12 protein-coding genes and 3 pseudogenes are annotated in these 17037 nt (G+C 38.5%); 4 read left to right on the top strand and 11 right to left on the bottom strand.

Annotation, left to right across the window (positions count from 1 at the left end; translation table 11 throughout):
* Window positions 1-95: 95 nt before the first annotated feature.
* Both PVK79_RS07605 and PVK79_RS07610 read left to right on the top strand, forming a co-directional pair.
* Window positions 96-1211: an FAD-dependent monooxygenase gene (locus tag PVK79_RS07605; RefSeq protein ID WP_182760363.1), complete on the top strand. Its 1116-nt coding sequence runs from the start codon at window positions 96-98 to the stop codon at window positions 1209-1211.
* A 162-nt stretch (window positions 1212-1373) separates the two neighbouring features.
* The gene (locus PVK79_RS07610; protein ID WP_257326805.1) at window positions 1374-4295 is read left to right on the top strand and encodes a TonB-dependent receptor; all 2922 of its coding nucleotides are present in this window, start codon (window positions 1374-1376) and stop codon (window positions 4293-4295) included.
* Here PVK79_RS07610 and PVK79_RS07615 read toward each other — a convergent pair.
* The 11 genes and pseudogenes from PVK79_RS07615 to PVK79_RS07660 form a co-directional block, all read right to left on the bottom strand.
* Window positions 4292-4447: a hypothetical protein gene (locus PVK79_RS07615; protein WP_257326807.1), complete on the bottom strand. Its 156-nt coding sequence runs from the start codon at window positions 4445-4447 to the stop codon at window positions 4292-4294. The genes PVK79_RS07610 and PVK79_RS07615 overlap by 4 nt on opposite strands.
* Window positions 4448-4492: pseudogene (locus PVK79_RS23620) on the bottom strand (hypothetical protein); the annotation flags it as partial.
* A gap of 39 nt (window positions 4493-4531) precedes the next feature.
* Window positions 4532-5691, bottom strand: a protein-coding gene (locus PVK79_RS07620) for an IS3 family transposase (RefSeq protein WP_257326809.1) whose coding sequence is annotated in 2 segments (ribosomal slippage) — window positions 4532-5418 and window positions 5418-5691 — 1161 coding nt in all. Because the reading frame shifts where the segments join, the coding sequence is not laid out codon by codon here.
* Between the two features lie 143 nt (window positions 5692-5834).
* On the bottom strand, window positions 5835-6785 hold the full coding sequence (locus PVK79_RS07625) for a hypothetical protein (protein ID WP_257326810.1): 951 nt from the start codon (window positions 6783-6785) through the stop codon (window positions 5835-5837).
* Window positions 6778-8325 carry an MBOAT family O-acyltransferase gene (locus PVK79_RS07630; RefSeq protein WP_257326812.1) on the bottom strand — a complete coding sequence of 516 codons (1548 nt, stop codon included), beginning with the start codon at window positions 8323-8325 and terminating at the stop codon, window positions 6778-6780. The genes PVK79_RS07625 and PVK79_RS07630 overlap by 8 nt, the downstream gene beginning before the upstream one ends.
* A 2-nt stretch (window positions 8326-8327) precedes the next feature.
* Window positions 8328-10025: a carbamoyltransferase family protein gene (locus PVK79_RS07635; RefSeq protein WP_257326814.1), complete on the bottom strand. Its 1698-nt coding sequence runs from the start codon at window positions 10023-10025 to the stop codon at window positions 8328-8330.
* Complete coding sequence (locus PVK79_RS07640) at window positions 10022-10285, bottom strand: acyl carrier protein (RefSeq protein WP_257326816.1); 264 nt, start codon at window positions 10283-10285, stop codon at window positions 10022-10024. The genes PVK79_RS07635 and PVK79_RS07640 overlap by 4 nt, the downstream gene beginning before the upstream one ends.
* 13 nt (window positions 10286-10298) lie before the next feature.
* Window positions 10299-11414 (bottom strand): cytochrome P450 family protein, encoded by a 1116-nt coding sequence (locus PVK79_RS07645; RefSeq protein ID WP_257326818.1) that lies wholly within the window; start codon window positions 11412-11414, stop codon window positions 10299-10301.
* Between the two features lie 20 nt (window positions 11415-11434).
* Window positions 11435-12562, bottom strand: a complete 1128-nt coding sequence (locus PVK79_RS07650; RefSeq protein WP_257326819.1) for a cytochrome P450 — start codon at window positions 12560-12562, stop codon at window positions 11435-11437.
* Between the two features lie 10 nt (window positions 12563-12572).
* Entirely contained in the window at window positions 12573-14150 is a 1578-nt protein-coding gene (locus PVK79_RS07655; protein ID WP_257326822.1) for an AMP-binding protein, read from the bottom strand.
* A gap of 271 nt (window positions 14151-14421) precedes the next feature.
* A pseudogene (locus PVK79_RS07660) lies at window positions 14422-15219 on the bottom strand (IS5 family transposase).
* Window positions 15220-15439: 220 nt separating this feature from the next.
* On the opposite strand from PVK79_RS07660, the pseudogene PVK79_RS07665 reads away from it, so the two are divergent.
* Window positions 15440-15628, top strand: a pseudogene (locus PVK79_RS07665) (NAD(P)-dependent oxidoreductase); the annotation flags it as partial.
* 402 nt (window positions 15629-16030) lie between these two features.
* Window positions 16031-17020, top strand: a complete 990-nt coding sequence (locus PVK79_RS07670) for a GGDEF domain-containing protein (RefSeq protein ID WP_257326824.1) — start codon at window positions 16031-16033, stop codon at window positions 17018-17020.
* Window positions 17021-17037: the final 17 nt, after the last annotated feature.

Here is a 17037-nt window from a genome sequence, read left to right on the forward strand (position 1 = left end):
TCAAAATATGGGATTAATAACGCAATTATTACTAATTTATCTTAAAAAATGACTTTGTGATAATGGTTATTCAGTTAATTATTGAGGTAAAGAATATGAACAGCAAGCGAATTGCCATTGTGGGTGCGGGCATCGGGGGAATAGCGCTGGCCATTCTTGCAGCACGAAAAGGTTATCAGGTGAGCATATTTGAGCGCGATAGTGAGATTTCTTCTATAGGTGCCGGGGTAACGTTATGGCCGAATGCAATGTTTGTGTTACAGCAAATGGGCTTGGATAAACATATCCAAGCGCTGGGCGGTATGCCTTTGTTTATGCGTCTGTGTGATCAGCATGGCACGGTGCAAAGTGAATTTGATATTGCAAAAGTAAATACACTCAGTGGTTTTTCTAGTATCAGTATATTGCGCCGTGATCTTATGAGTGTGTTGGGCCGCACATTAGCTGATTTAGGAGCAAACATACATTTTAACAGCGCAATAACCGTATCAGAGATTGCTCAACTAAAACAAGATTTTGATTTAGTTGTGGGTGCTGATGGGCGGATGAACTCGGTGGTAAGGCAATTCTTATATGCTGAAAAAATCACTCCTCAGTATCAGGGGTTTATTAATATTATTGCTATTAGCCAGTTAAAACCGGGCACTTTAGATAACGTGATCCATGATTTTCGCGGCCGTGGCGAGCGCTTTGGTATTGTGCCTGTTAAAGCAGACCTTTGTTATTGGGCTGCGGGTTGGAGTGCAAATATTGATAAAGCGCGGCCGCTATCTGCTTGGTATGAAGAAATGCACCAACGCTTTTTAACTTGGCCAGATGCAGTACAGCAGGTGCTTAAGTCTTATGATGAAAACTCACTGAAACGAATATTTGTGCACGATATTGACCGTTTGCCATATTGGCATCAAGGTAACGTACTGATTATGGGAGATGCGGCTCATGCTCCTTTACCTACTTCAGGGCAGGGGGCATGTCAGGCGCTAGAAGATGCTTGGCATCTTGTACGGGTGTTAGAAAAGTATGATGATTTAGAGCACGCCTTAACGGCTTTTTATCAACAACGCATAGATAAAACCTCAGCCTCTCAACTTGTTGGTCGGCAAGTTGCGCAGAAAATTTTCACTACAGCAGCTGACACTAATGAGACAACAGCGCTAGGTATCTCTGCCCAGCAGTTAGTAACGTTATGGATGCAAGGTTTGAGTAATTAACCTATCGAGCTCTGTTATTTAGGTGCGAGCAAGGCTACTTATGAGGTGGTTATTTGTTCGCTTATTCAGTTACTTGTAAGTTGTGGTTAACAATCCATTAAGTCTGGCTGTGTACAATTGCCGCCTTTACAATTGTTAACCAGTAATGGACTCGTACATTCAATGTCAACCTCAACGTGTTACTCGCCTTTAGCAGCATCGCTGCGTTTTTCAGTTATTAGTTTATCGGTTTTTAGTGCTATGAATGCGGCGGCTGCCGAGCAATTAACAGGCACTCAAACAGAAAAAGATATGGAAGTGATTGAAGTGCGAGGTATTCGCTCTAGCATGACTGAAAACTTAGCGGTGAAGCGTTTATCGAGTTCTGTGGTTGATGCCATTACCGCTGAAGACATTGGTAAATTCCCTGATAAAAACGTGGCTGATTCATTAGCCCGTGTGCCGGGTGTAGTGATTGAACGTGAAGGCGGTGAAGGATCAACGGTAAGTATTCGTGGTTTATCGTCTGATCTTACTTACACGCAGTTAAATGGTAATTTTATTGCCTCGTCACCAGGAGAACCATCTCGTTCATTTGATTATGCTTTACTCCCATCAGCGATGATCGCAAGCGTTGAAGTATTTAAATCACCTGAAGCGCGACTAGATGAAGGTGGCGTGGGTGGTACAGTGTTAATGCGTAGCCGCAAACCATTGGATATGGATGCTAATTCGGGCGTTTTTAATGTTGAAAGTACTTATGCAGATGTAACGGAAGATTATGAACCTCAGTTTACTGGTTTGTATTCATGGAAAAACGATAGCGATAGCTTTGGTTTTTTACTTGGCTATACCCGTCAAGAACGCACCAACCGTACGCTCTCTGGTGGCACAGATGCCAATGTTTGGCGTTACACAGGTCAGCAAGCCGTTGATATAAATGGTAACGAGGTTGATAACAGTAATGACTGGGGCGTAGTGACTGATGCCAACGGGCAACGTTATGAGAATATGTGGTTTCCGCAGGTGGTGCGCAGCTCTGTTGTGAATGAAAAACGTGAACGTGAAGGCGTGCAGTTTTCGACTCAGTGGCGACCAACTAATCGCATTGAACTAGGTTTTAATTACTTTGGTTTTAGTTTAAAGCAACAACGCAGCGACTCGGTCGTTGATATGCCGGAATGGGCGTTAAATCCTGACTTTTTAACAGGTATTACACTTGATGAAAGTGGCACAATTGTCAATGGCATGGACTATAGTGCCATGGCCAGTGGCGTTGAAAAAGATATGCAATTGCCGTGGTTGCGCGGCAGTTATGTGGATGAAGAGTCAACCTCTGATACTTTTGATTTTAACTTAAGCTACGAAGGCGACAACTTTACAGCACGCTTTGTCGTCGGTAAAACTAAAGCTAAAGGCGGGCCAAAAGAAAGTTGGCAAGCAGCGTATAAAAGCTCAAACACGGGTGAGGGGCAAAGTAATATTGAGAACGCCTCGCAAAGTGCCGCTTGGTCAATCAGTGATGACCGTATTTCGATGCTGATAGACCCAAATACACTCAATAACTTACTCGCAGGTGTTGGCGGAGGTCGTGATGCAGGATCATCGAACTCAAGTTTTGTACGTAGCACCTTAGAAGAAAAGTACTACCAAGGCGACGTTGATTTTTATGTTGATTGGGGCATATTGACCACCATTCGCACTGGTGCAAAATACCGTGATGCATCACTGCATCGCGAAACGGGCAACAACTTTTTCCTTGATCCGAGTTTTGATATTGCCGCAGGCGAGGCAAGCGCAGGGGGGATCACGCAATTTGATAGCTATCAATGGAATAATGGTATGCCACAGGCACAAGATGTGTTTAATGTGGAAGGTGAAAGCAATATTGCTGGTGGCTTTAATATCAATTTAATGCCAACTATTAATTGGGATAAATATCGCGATTATATTTACAGCAACTACGTGCCGTATACTCGAATTGAAGATAACTTTGTCTATGATATTGCCGAGCAGATCAGTGCGTTTTATTTACAAGGTGATTTTGAATACAGTGATATACGCGGTAATTTTGGTGTGCGCGTTGTACAAACCAAGACTCGCAGTGCTTCAACCGATCTCTATACCTTTTTATTGGATGAAACCGATGACGAAACGGGCGAGCAAATCACCGGTGATGATCGTTTAGTTGAGCAATACCAGTTGATCACGCAGCAAACAACAGACACCCACGTATTGCCGAGTTTAAATATTGCGTGGGATGCCAGCGATGATGTGGTGATCCGTGGTGCGCTTGCTAAAGTGATGTCGCGCCCCGATTACGGCGATTTGGGTAGTCAACAGCGTATTACTTATGTGTCGGACGAATGGGCAGATGATCGCGCCGCTTTTAATGAACAACCCGGTTTTAGTGGCAGTGGTGGCAATAAAAATTTAAAAGCGTTTGAGTCAGTACAAGCCGATTTATCTCTTGAGTATTACTACGCGCCAGGCTCTGCATTAGGTGTTGCGTTATTTCATAAACAGGTCGATAACTTTATCGTGCCACTGGTGATTGATTCACAGCGTGAATTTGCAGGGCAAGCAGGTCTTGTTGATGCTGGTACTATTAGCATTTCCCCGTATAGCACCGTAGGTAATGGTACTGATGCGGTATCAAAAGGGGTGGAAGTGTTTATTCAACACGCCTTTGATAATGGCTTTGGTATTTACGCAAACTACACGTATAACAACACCAATCAGGCCGATGTAACAGTTGCAGGTGAAAAGTTAGCAGAGTCGCCATTAATAGGCAGTGCTGACTATCAATATAACACCTCCGTTTATTATGAAGGGGATAGTTTTAACATTCGCGCTTCGTACAATAAACGAGGTGAAACGGTGCTCGGTATTAACAGTGGTTTAAATGTCTACCAAGACCCATACCAGCAAGTAGATGTAAATGCAGCATATAACGTTACCGATAACTTAAGCTTTACCGCAGCGGTAATTAACTTAACGCAATCGGAGTCGGTAACACGTTTGGGTAAAGATACCGATGCGAGGCTACTTAATACTAGTTATTCAGGCCGCCGTTATTATGCTGGGATTAATTACAGCTTTTAATTTGAAAAGTACCGGCTTTGCTCACGGTTGAGCACTTGCTGTACATCAACACTCGCCAATGGTTGGCTAAGATCACGACAGATCTCGCCATTGGCGATCAGCGCGAGATAACGTGAGCAACAAACTCTTAAAAAAGAGGTGAAATTGCTCACGTCATGTTTTGCTTGCAGGGATTCGCGATACAGTTTACAAATCATCTGATTAATATGTAATGGTCAACAAATTCTGTAGAGATTCTAAGCGGCATTTTTTAATTCATTATATTTCTGATGTGGCGTCATATAATTAAGCGTAGAATGCCTACGTTTGTAATTGTAAAACTGAATATAATTGTCCACCTCACTTATAACTGAATGATGATTTATAAATGAAAGGCGGTTCAGTCGCTCTGTTTTTAAACTTCTAAAAAATTGTTCCATTACTGCATTATCCCAACAATTACCTCGACGACTCATACTTTGCGTTATAGTTAGTTGTGATAACCGAGCTCTAAACGAGGCCGCAGAATACTGACACCCTTGCTCGGAATGAAACATCAGTTGATTAAGAACCGGCTGTTGACGCTTAATAGCATTATTCAATGCTGCTATAGCCAATTCAGCATTTGGGCTTGTTGATAAGGCATACCCTACAACTTCCCTCGTTGATAAATCTAACACACAGGCCAAGTAACTCCACCCTTGGTGATTCCTAATATAGGTAATATCACCGACCCAATGCGTGTTATGTGAATCAGGGTTAAACTCTCGTTTTAAGAGGTTCTGTGCGTACTTATGTTCATCACCTGAATTAGGGTAGTAATGTTTTTTCTTCGGCCTGATGGCTTTTATATTCAACTTTTTCATCAGTGCCGCTGTTTTATATATTCCAATCGTATGATTTAACGTATTCAATGCAACGTGCACTCTGCGTCTACCATACGTATAACCAGAATCTTCAGCGATAGATTCAATTAACGCCAGCAGTGCCTGCTCTGACTTATTTGGCGTGACGGGCGCATAATAATAGCTACTTGTACTGACCTCTAAAACACGACACAACTCAGATACCGTATAACTTGGGGTCGCTTTCTTCAATGTTTTGATTACTTTAAATTTTGATTGTCGCGAATGAAGAAATCGGTTGCTTTTTTTAATATATCATTATCCCTTAAAGCTCGCTGTAGCTGCTTCTCTAGCAATTGAATACGTTGCTGCTCAGGTGTGAGTGCTTGTACATTTCCCGAACTCTTACCATCAAGTTCAGATAAATATTGTTGCTTCCAACGTGATACAGCTGACTTTCCTGCGCCAGACATCTCTTCAATTTGCTTATTGGTATAACCTTCTTCTACCATTAATTTGGCATATTCAAGTTTTTGTTGTGCACTGAGTGTTACTTTTGATTTTCTGGTCATAGTGATACCTTTTGGTTTAGCTCATTTTACGCTATAAACCTGTCCAGTTTTATTAGACCATTACAGAAAAGTGAAATAATGTCTATTAATTGCACAGTTTCACTCTCTAAAAAGCCTGTGTTTTTCTAGATCCTGAATATACTTCATTGCAATTTTTTATTTGTATCAAGCTGCCTATTTATCATTTTTTCAAGAAAAAGAGTTCCTAAAGCAGGTTTGTAGTGGTTAAAATCAAACCAGTTTTCTTGTTGGTTTATTTCTTTACTTTCCTGAAAAATTTCCGTCTTTAAAGAGCATTGTTCACCAAAGTTATGCTTAATAATGATATCTTCTAGAGTCTGTTTTATAGCTACTAATTTATCGTAACTAACCAAATTGGGGTTCACAGGATCGATGTATAGTATAATATTTAATGGATTGTTTTTATTTCTTTGAGAGCCTTTACATAGCAGAGCAATTCTTTCCATGATTGGCTCAATTAGCGATGAAGAGTTTTGATAAATAGTTTGCTGCATTTCAATTTTGTCACTACGCCACTCCCTCCGTTGACCAGTGCTAATATTACATAACGGATACTTTTGCTGTGTGGAATAACTTTCATAAAAATTAGATAAGCTGTTGAAGAGTATCCTAGTTGAAAAAAGCGCTTCAAAAGAAGTTAACCTTGTTGAGGGTAATTCATTATTATTGAGCAGACTGCCAAGTTCAATAAAAATATTTTTTTTACTACTAGAACTCATGGTTGTTTCAAACAACTGCATAGTCAGATATTGAGATATTCCAAAAAAACCAACTTTTTGAATATTTTGATCTCCGCAAGTATTTAACCCTCTTAAGCTACGTGATGACCCTATAACTACTGTATCTGCTAAACTCTTTTGTAGCATTCTTTTTTGACGTTGTAGCATTAATTCAGGGTATACATGCGCCATTGAGTATTCTGATATCTGATTGTTCACCCCTACAATTGTATTTGATGGTGCAAAATCAAACTTCCAGTAGGGATCAATAATATAATTAATACTAGTAATAACCAGGTACATTAGGGTTATAAAAATAGTGATCATTTTCAAATAATTTTTAGCGCTAACCATAAACAAACCCTTGTACATTACCTAGCATACTTACTGAGAATACGAATAACAACGCTAATATAAAAGCAAAGGCTAATGATCTTCTCCATGTTATTTCAAGCAATGATGAGTGAACACTTCTGGAAATATTAAATATATGCATCGAGTTAGGCATAAAAAAGACAATGAAAACTGTAAATACCATATGCAGTATTGCCCACGAAGGAGCTAAGAAAGTACTAGCTTGCTGAACACTAGTAAGTGAAGGGAAAAAATTAGAACAATCAAACAATGATAAATGAAACTCATCTACATAAGGACATAAAAGTGGAGTAACACTAACCTTTTCTGGGGTAACAATGTTTTTCAAAAGCTGTATAGCAACGTCAAAAGAGGGGGCGAAAAAAAACAAGCCTGTTATAAATACGCAAACGAGAGTTATCAATCTAGACAATACTTTTGATAACCTTAATATAGATTGTCTAGGTTCTGTAACATGTGTTTTTTTTAGCAGTTCAATTGATACTAAGATAAATGCCACGATAATACCTTGAATAACCATGGTATTACTTGGTGTATGCCAAACGGCAGTCAAAAAAAATGAAAAAAACACCGCTATGGTCCACGCCGTTGTATAACGAGTTTGCATCGATTTTATTGGAATTTTCTTACTTAACGAAAATAAAGGTAAAAACACATAAGTCCTAATAAAAGCCATAAAACTCATATGCCATGAATTCATGTAACTGCCTGGAGACGAGGCTTTTAATGGAGAATCAAAGTTAATTGGAAGCTTAAGCCCGAAACAAAACCCCATACCTATCGCCATATCAGAGTACGCAGAAAATGAAAAATAGAGTTTTAGTAAACTGCCTAGCATAACATACAAGCTCTCAGTAAATGTGAGAGTGAACGATTTTTGCTCTAAACTAAGAGTGAAGAGGTCTGTGTATTGATTTATGGGTAGTGCAATAAAGCAAAACTTAGCTAAACCAAAAATAATCAAACTTATTCCTAGGGCGATCTCATTGTACCTAATTTTTCCATGATTAAATTGCTTGTATTCGGTTATTGCTTGTCTGTATGTTAGTATCGGTCCCGAAGGAAGAGTGATAAAGCAGAAGGAAAAAAAAAGATATTGCCATAAAGACATTTTTTTCATGTCAGGCTTATTAGTATCTATTATTGCTGATATTTGCTGGAGTGTATAAAATGCCAGCCCGAATGGAAGCAGTACGTTAAAACTCACCGAAAAAGATGATTGGTTGTCTAAGGCGACTGTGCCTGTTTTAAAAAGCATTAATGGCAGTAAGTTCAGTGATATAAGTAGTGCTTGAAGTAGCTTTGAGCGATTATCTGAATGAATGAAGATAAAGTTCATTAAAACAAGCGCAGTAAGTAGTAAAAATGACTCCCAATCTACTAGAAATAAAAAAGCGCTAGAGAGTAACGCCAAAAAGGGTAAGGCAAGTTTATTATTAATAGATCTGAGAGTGTAGAATACAACTAAGCTTAGTGGGAATAGATAAAAATAATATAAGCTGAATGAAAACGCTAACATTTTTATCGCTGTCCTTTAATAAGAACATTATCGATTAATACAGCATCTAAGCCAGTTGTTGAGAGTACGGCTAACGCATCATTTATAGTATGTACAATGGGCTTGCCCATCACATTAAAACTGGTATTCAGTAATATTGGGACATGAGTTAATTCTTCGAAGGCATCAACCAAAGCCTTTAACCAAGGGGTTGTATGCTCTGTCAGTGTTTGAAGACGCCCTGTATGGTCTTGATGCACAACTGCTGGAACTAATGAGAGTTTCTCTGTTTTCCATTTCAAAGTAAAAGACATATAAGGAGAAGGTTGGGCATTTTCAAACCATTCTGGAGTCTTTTCTGCTGAAATTACAGGGGCAAATGGTCTATATGCTTCCCTGCCTTTTACAATTGCATTAATTCTATTTTTCATATCAGGAGAACGCGGATCTGCTAGTATTGAACGATTCCCTAATGCCCTTGGTCCGAATTCAGCAGCACCTCTCATTACACCTATAATTTTTCCTTCAGCCAGTAACGATGCAACTTCTTTTACCCCATCTGATTCACAGTTAATAACCGCATATGGAAAAGCGTAATCCGCCAATTTTTTAATATTTATCTTTTCCGGCGTTGATCCTAAATAAGGTGAGCTTTGATTAAAAGGTAAAGATGTTTGTCTCCCATTTTCAGACTCAGTTTTTTTCCAGGAAAGAATAGCTGCGCCAATCGCATTTCCATCGTCTGCAGGGGCGGAAGGCACATGAACTGCTTTAAATGATGTTTCACTTAATATGGTGCCATTAAAAGCGGAGTTTAATGCGCAACCACCACATAAGATAAGATTGTCACTTCCAACTTGGAGATAAATATCCTGAAGAATTTTCTTAACATAATATGCATACGCTGCTTGAGCCGTTGCTGCTAGCTCTGCAGATTCACTATACGGTTTCCCTCTAAAAGAAACATTAGATTCAAAGTATTGAATAATATCGTTTAGTTTCTCACCATCAGCCCAGAGTATTCTACCATTCTCTATCTTTAGAACAGAGGTTAGCCGATCATACCAGGTTGAGTTTACTTCGCCATAAGCGGCTAAGCCCATAACTTTCCATTCTTCTCCAGCTGTTGAACTAAAGCCACATAATTCCGTAAGCCAAGCATAAAAAGCACCGACACTTCCCGGGCCCCACGAGCGCCAAATACGTTTTAGCTCACCATCTTTCCAATGATACAAAGCCGCGGCTCCAACCTCTCCTTCGCCATCTAATACCAAGCATGCAGCTTCATTAAACGGAGCTGAGTAGGTTGCATTTGTTGCGTGGCATAAGTGATGGTCAAATCGAAATATGTTTTGCCTAGTCCTTTGTGCAGAAATATACTTGAGATTGTTTCCAGCAAATTCCTGTTGTTGCTGATGCAGGCTCTTCATCCACTCTATTACTGAGCGTTGAATAAAACAGTCACTGTATTCTATAGGGAGCTCGCCTTTAGATTGACTCCATGTTGTGGCTATCTGGAACTCTGCTGCAGCATCCTCTTCAATAATTTTCTGTAAGATGGGTTTTAAATGATTTAGTTGATCGGGCACAGCTCCCCAGGCGCGCTTATCTTGTAAGAACCTTTCAGTTGCTTCTGCAAAAATAATTTTTCCTTCTGCGTTTGCAATTGCAACCGCAGGATCATGGCCTGTTGTCGATAAACCTATATTGTATAAGCTCATTCGGAAGTCACTCTTTTAAAAATCACATTAGCCACTTGGTCTGCGGTCTTATATTCAAACATGATAAGAGGTTCGATTTCTAATTGATATTCATCTTCTAGATAGCCGCAAAGTAGAACAGCTATTAAAGAGTCAACCCCGACTTTTGCAAGGGATGTATCGGCCTGAAGTGTATCTCTAGGCGTCTTTGTATGAAGAGCAACTTTATTTAGGATGAAATCGATGATATCCGTTAGTGCCAATGTAGAATTTACTTTCATAGTGGTTATACTCTTAAATTTGGTTAATAATAAAATTTTTATACGCATAAGCAATACTGTTATCAGTATCTATTTCATACGATACAATCGTTGTACTTGGAAATTTTTCGAAAAAAATGGGAATTAGTTCTTTCAATATCTTTTTCGATATTTGGGCACCAATACAAAAATGCGCACCGACTCCAAACGAGAAGTGTTTTGATAATCTACCAGGTTTTTTTGGATCGATATCAAAGGTTTGTTGAATATCAATTAGTATAGTTGTACCTTCTTCGATATATTTTTCCCCGATGTAATTATTATCGTTCGCAATTCTGTGGATGTATTTCGGCGCAGTCGCTAAGTGAATCAAACTATCTAAGTTATCAATAAAGTCTTGTTTGACAAAAGGCTTACCATTTAGATCAGATATAATAAGTGCTAGCATATTTACTGTGGTTTGGACTAATGGTGCCAACGCGGCAAACATTGCTATTGATAAAGCATAACATGATGTTTCATCTAGAGGACGTTTATCTAATAATCTCTCTAAAAATGATGAATCAGGGAGTGCGCAGTTATATATCGCTTCTGGCTTTTTCTTGTTTGACGCTTCACGTAACATACTCACTAACAGCTTGACGTCTTCTTCAAACAGTTTCAGCTTACGGATTGATTGCATTGGTTCGACCAGCTTTTGAAGTACGGTTGCACGACGATCAAAAGCTTTATAATCGTTAGGGTAAACACCTAAAAGAGGTCGGCCAATACGGTCAAACAGTGGATAAGCGATAAGTTGAACAAGATCAATTTCTTGCCCCTTTGGAATTGCATTTACCAGATCATTGATTTGGTAAGAAATAAACTCTTCCCAGTTCGCGAGATTTTTGTGGTGGAAAAACTCAAGGGCTAATTTACGAATGAGTTGGTGTCTTTCATTTTCTAAAAAAAAGGGGGCGACATTAACAAAGCACCGCGTCATTTCTAATGATTCACCAGAGGCATTCTCAAGATTTTCAAGGAATTGGTACAAATTGGGTATCGTATATGCTTTGTTGCGTAATACTGTTTCAGCTTCACCTGTGTCAGTAATTATTAGCATCCTTGAGTTTTCAAGAAACTTGGATGGTTGTCGTTCAATAAGCTTCATAAGAGTTTTCTCAATTGGATCTAGTTATTCACTCGATTCAGAACTGCGGGGGCAGACATCAAACGAATGGCCAAACGAGTTGGCATATATTCAGCTTTTTTTATGTCTACTTCAATATTAGGGAAATTTTGGTATAAAACCGGTAATATTTCAGCTAAGGTCATAAGCGCTAATTGCTCACCGGGACAACGATGAATACCGCCACCAAAAGCAATACTACGCTGCTTTGGGGACTTGTCTAGCTTAGAATAATCGCAATTTTGATAATATGAATCATCTCGATTAGTCGAAGGTACGTGGATCAATAAATTGTCATTTTTTTGAAATTTGATTTCATCAAAACACACATCTTCACTTGCTGTTCTGGTCAGGTAGACAGCTGATGCACATAAGCGTACTAAATCAGATAGATTATCTTTGACCCAGACGACATCCGAAAACTTTTCACGCTCCTTAGCAGTTAAATTTTTGTTTGCAATTATAATATTTGACAATGTTTCTGTTGTTGTTCTAGATGCAACAAGTAGATTAGTTATGACAATAGCGATTTTCTCAACTGAATCGTCGTTAATATTTGTATTTGATAGTGCACTGTGGATGTCTTTCATCAGCCCCGTTGACTTCGGTGAGGCGATTTGTTTTGAAATTTGACTGATGAGCCGTTCAAAAGCGCTTTGTATTTGCAATAACACTTTTATAGATTGCATAGGTTCAATAATATGCACAGCTATATTAATGTCTTTTAGCAGGGCTTCATCATTTTCAGGTTGAAACCCAAAAACCTCTTTGATAATATTTAGAAACAGCGGGATCTCAATGTCTTTAACTAAATTAATAGTGTCTGCACACTGCTGTTGTAATGGACCTACAAGTCCCTGCCCGATTTTTTGGATCGTTTCTTTATACGAGAGTAAATTTGTTTTCCCCATCGGTTTCGCCAAAGCCACTTTGATTTCTTTATGCTTTTCGCCTGACATAAAGCTCAAAAAGTTGTCTACGATATTAATGAGTTTAGAGAAATCCACATCAGCTTGTTGTTGCAATTTCATCAAATAGACTTTAATCGACGGTGGAAACATCTTATTTGACGTTAATATTTTTTGCGCTATTTTCTGTGAACTTACACAATTATCAAGTGAAATTTTCATTATTACAAACCTATACCGGTGCCCAACGTCTTATTTTACCACTTGATGTTCGTGGTAATGCATTTCTCGGCAATATCTCTATATTTTTGACAAATATACCGAAGTTTTTAGAGAAAAGGCTTTGAAGATTTTCTTCAACAATGACCAGATCCTCTGGTAACTGTCTGTTCCAACACTCAATCGAAAAAGTCAGTTCGTTTTCCTCGCCTTCCATTCGCATAAAAAAAGCGTGGTAATTTAACGCTGAAAACTGCTCATTAGCTGATATAGCTAAATCAATAGGGTGAATTGTTTTACCTCTAATTTTAAGAATATCTTTTACACGGCCAGTTACCGTCAAATAATGATTGCTGATAAAACCTAAGTCACCTGTTATTAGCCATTTTTTATCGTAAAAAAGCGTTTCAATTTCCGAAGTGCAGTATTTAGCTGCAATACTGTCACCACTAATACAAATATTGCCTTCTTCGCCATCTTTTGAAGGCTGATTAGTTTCAGGGTCAAATATAGCGATATTAGGATGATGCTCTCCAAGGTAACAGGGTAATAAACCACTATCACTCTCATTGGTCAAATAGCTTTGCTCCTGTGCAGGCTCGCCACCAGCGAAAAGAACAACTTCTGCAAGACCATAGCAAGCAAAAAAGGATTTCGGAGTAAATCGGCTTTGAGTGAATTTTTTCACAAACATTTGGCCGACATTTTTCGGTACATAATCGGCCCCGCAAAATGCGACTTCCCAGCAGCTTAAATCCAGTTTCTGGGCGAATGAATCCGAACAGAATTTAGTACACAGCTCGTAAGCGAACGGTGGTCCCCCGCTTAAATTCACTTCAAATTCTGATATTAATTTTAACCAGCGTGATGGTCGCTTAATAAATTCATTTGGTGATAACAGCATCAGCCATGAGCCAGACAGCAAAGGATAAATGATCATTCCAAACAGTCCCATGTCATGATAATGAGGTAACCATGACAAAAATTTTGTTTGAGTACTAAGATTCCAGCGTGGAGCAACTTCCTCATAGTTTGCAATGATCATTTTTTCAGTGACTAATATCCCTTTAGAAAAATTAGTTGAACCGGAAGAGTATTGAATAATAGCAATATCATTAATAAAGTTGCAGTATCCTTTGGCAGGCTGGCAAAGCTCGGCTTGATTCATGAGTTCTTCATAAATATAAATATCAAGATTGGAAAAACTTTGCTTTAAATCCGCTACATCTCTGTTTTGAATGATCATGGCGGTGCATCGGCTGTCTTGTAAAATTCGTTGTAATCGTGTTTTATCACTTTTATTAGCGGGAATTGTACAGGGGATAACGGTGATTCCAGCATAAAGACATGAAATAAACGTGTTTAAAAAACTAAAGCCCGCATCAAGGAGTAATACAACCCTTTGATTAGAAACTGGCAACTCCTGCAGTATAGTGGAGAGTTTGCGAACTTGATGGTCAAAATCTTTGCCGCTTATAGAAGTTACAGGATCTACCTTTGAGCTACTATATTCATGTATTAATTGTTCCCATTTTGATTCCGCAAAGGATGAGCTGAGAAGTTCGGCAATTTTTTGAGAGTTTTTGGACATATTTGAGATATCTTTAACCAAGTTGTAACTGTATAAAAAAGCGATATTTTTGATTTTCGCTACATTAAAATGCTTTTGAGCGTATATTCAACACTGAAGTGCGCCACTCTGTAAAGCTTTAATAACAAATGTTTATTTTTTTACTTCATTTAAAAATTAGCCATTTTAGCAGTTAAATCCTTTTAATTTCAATGTAAATCAATTGCATGTATTCGTCAACCTAATCGCCTAACTATGTCGACGTTGTCTTTTTTATTTCATCCTATGTGAATTATTCTGGGAGCTGTTGATCTTTGCAGTACATATATTGAACAGCCCGCATTGATAGCCATATCATAGTAAATGCTAAAGCGCGCATTGAGTGATAATTTCGTTCAAGCTTTTCATACCGTGTGGCTATCCCTCTATATTGCTCAATACGGCCAAATGCATTCTCAACCAAGTGCCGATATTTGTACATACACCAGTCAATATCTTCATTACTGATTAAACAGTTGTCCTTACGTAGAATAACGGGTGTAGCGTTATTATCACGAATAAACGCTCTCATTTTTTCACTATCGTAGCCTTTATCAGCGACAACCACATTATTTGTTGGATAATTGGCTACGAGTGACTCTGAATGGACGATATCATGCGTATTGAAACAGGATAATTCACAATAAACAGGCAATCTTCCGCTATTTATGGCAAGGTGAATTTTCGTAGAATTGCCATCTCGACTCTTCCCTATTGATTCATTGTCAGCGGTTCTTGCTCCGCAACTATGTTGGTGAGCCCTGACGATACTGCCATCAATAAAGACCCAATCCATGTTAGCATCATGAGATAATGTGTGAAAAAGTTCATTCAAAATCCCTTTTTTGGACCATAAATTAAACCGTCTGTAGATAACACTCCAATTGCCAAAGTAAGAAGGTAAATCTCTTTATGGAATACCTGTGCGCATCTTATACCGTATGCCTTCGAGTGTTTTTCTATGGTCGGGCTCATTATAAATCCGGCCATTTAAGTACATTACTTTTGATAAGATATTCCATTTTCCGTCTGTTAACATTAATTTTGCCATGAAGGTTCGGTGTAACGTTTTTAGCGAATTCAATAATACCTCATCTTCATGCTGTTTTTTTTATACCGCAAAGAACAACACGCCCTGGTTGCCAACAAAACTTTCTCTGTGTTTTGCTACTTTAATAGAACAGCTATTTTTGTAAAGTAAGGCATGAATATTAGACTGTGTGCAACGCTAAATCGCACTGTAAGGTTGCTGTACTCGTGCACTGTAGATTGGCGCAGGTAGTTTAGAAGCTGAACCAGGTGTTACTTTAGTGTTATCGTCGGACTTTCCTGCTTAATACAAAGGTGAAGCGTTCGCATAAGGTGAAAGCAAAATATCAGTGACTGATTACGCGATTGCTATGCTGGATGAAGTGCAAAATGCCACGCATATTAATCAACGTATGAGCGTCGCTTATTAAGGATTTTTCGCAGGGCTTACAAATAAAGTATGATTATTTAATGATACTTTTGAACCCACTTTTATCCTTTGCTTTAGCAATATTTCCAGTCTTACCGAGTCTGTTGCAACTTAGATAAGACTGAAGGCTATTGCTAATGAGCAGCCGATTTTTTGAAGCAATGATATGGCAAAACCTATTTGCTCAGCTTAGTAATACCAAGATGTTATTCGCGTGTAAGCTTACTTTTAGCAACTATTTATTACTTTCACTTTTACAATGATCTTATGTCTAGACTATATTTGAACTGGTAACTGATTAATTATTTTAATTTTAGTGCAATCTTACAATCAGTTTTTGCATGCAAAGATTGCCTTTACTATTGATAAGTGATGCATTGTATTGATGATTAGCTATTCCGATATGGCCGAGCGAAAACTTATTATTAGGTTATTCGCCGCAATAGGTACGGTAACAACGCTTTGTATGGCGATGATAGCTTTGTTTAATAATCAACCTATTTTGGCTTATCCTTTATTAGGCTCATCGGCTTTATTTGCCTCCTCTTTTTTTCTTGGCGATAGAGTTGAGATTTCCTCTTTAATTGTTCTGTATACTTTATATGCTTTAATGATTTATTTAGTACTTACAGGTGGGAGCCATGGCACTGGGCCGATTTGGATTTTTATTGTATCTCCGGTTACTTTTTTTGTGCGTGGTTTTAAACGGGGAATCATTGATTTAATTATTTTTGTAATTTGCGTAACTGGCGCCTTTTATTTATCGAGCTACTTTAAATTTTACAGCGGCTACTCGGTTTATTTTCCAATTCGCATTATTGCTTCTTTTATTATTGTTGCTCTGTTGAGTGGCTTTTATGAATATTTTCGGCAAATGTACAGCCATCGTTTGATTGAACTTGTTCAAAAAAATGAATATTTAGCGACTCGTGACCCTTTAACAAACCTACCCAATCGACGTTATGCTATGGAAGAGCTCGAGCAATTTGAAGCACAGCAGCAAACGGCGAGTATCATTATTGCGGATGTAGATAATTTTAAGGATATTAATGATCAATATGGTCACTCAGTTGGCGATGAAGTACTAAAGCACCTTGCTGATTTATTTGTTGCTCAGTTAAGTGAAAATGATATGGTGGCGCGCTGGGGCGGTGAAGAGTTTTTATTTTTTCTACGTCATAAAAATAAACAACAAGCGACACAATTTGCCAACGATATTCATCATGCTTTATCACAAAATCGTTTAGATATTGGTGTAAACCAGCTGGCTGTTACAGTGAGCATGGGGATCAGTAAACTAACTGCGGATGTGCCGATTGATAAAGCGATGCACAAAGCGGATGAATTGCTTTATCAAGCAAAGAAGCAAGGCAAAAATAAAACGTGTGTTTAGCGCTTATTGGGAACGCT

Origin of the sequence: Pseudoalteromonas rhizosphaerae (assembly GCF_028885455.1) — a bacterium.
In the GTDB taxonomy this organism is placed as follows: domain Bacteria; phylum Pseudomonadota; class Gammaproteobacteria; order Enterobacterales; family Alteromonadaceae; genus Pseudoalteromonas; species Pseudoalteromonas rhizosphaerae.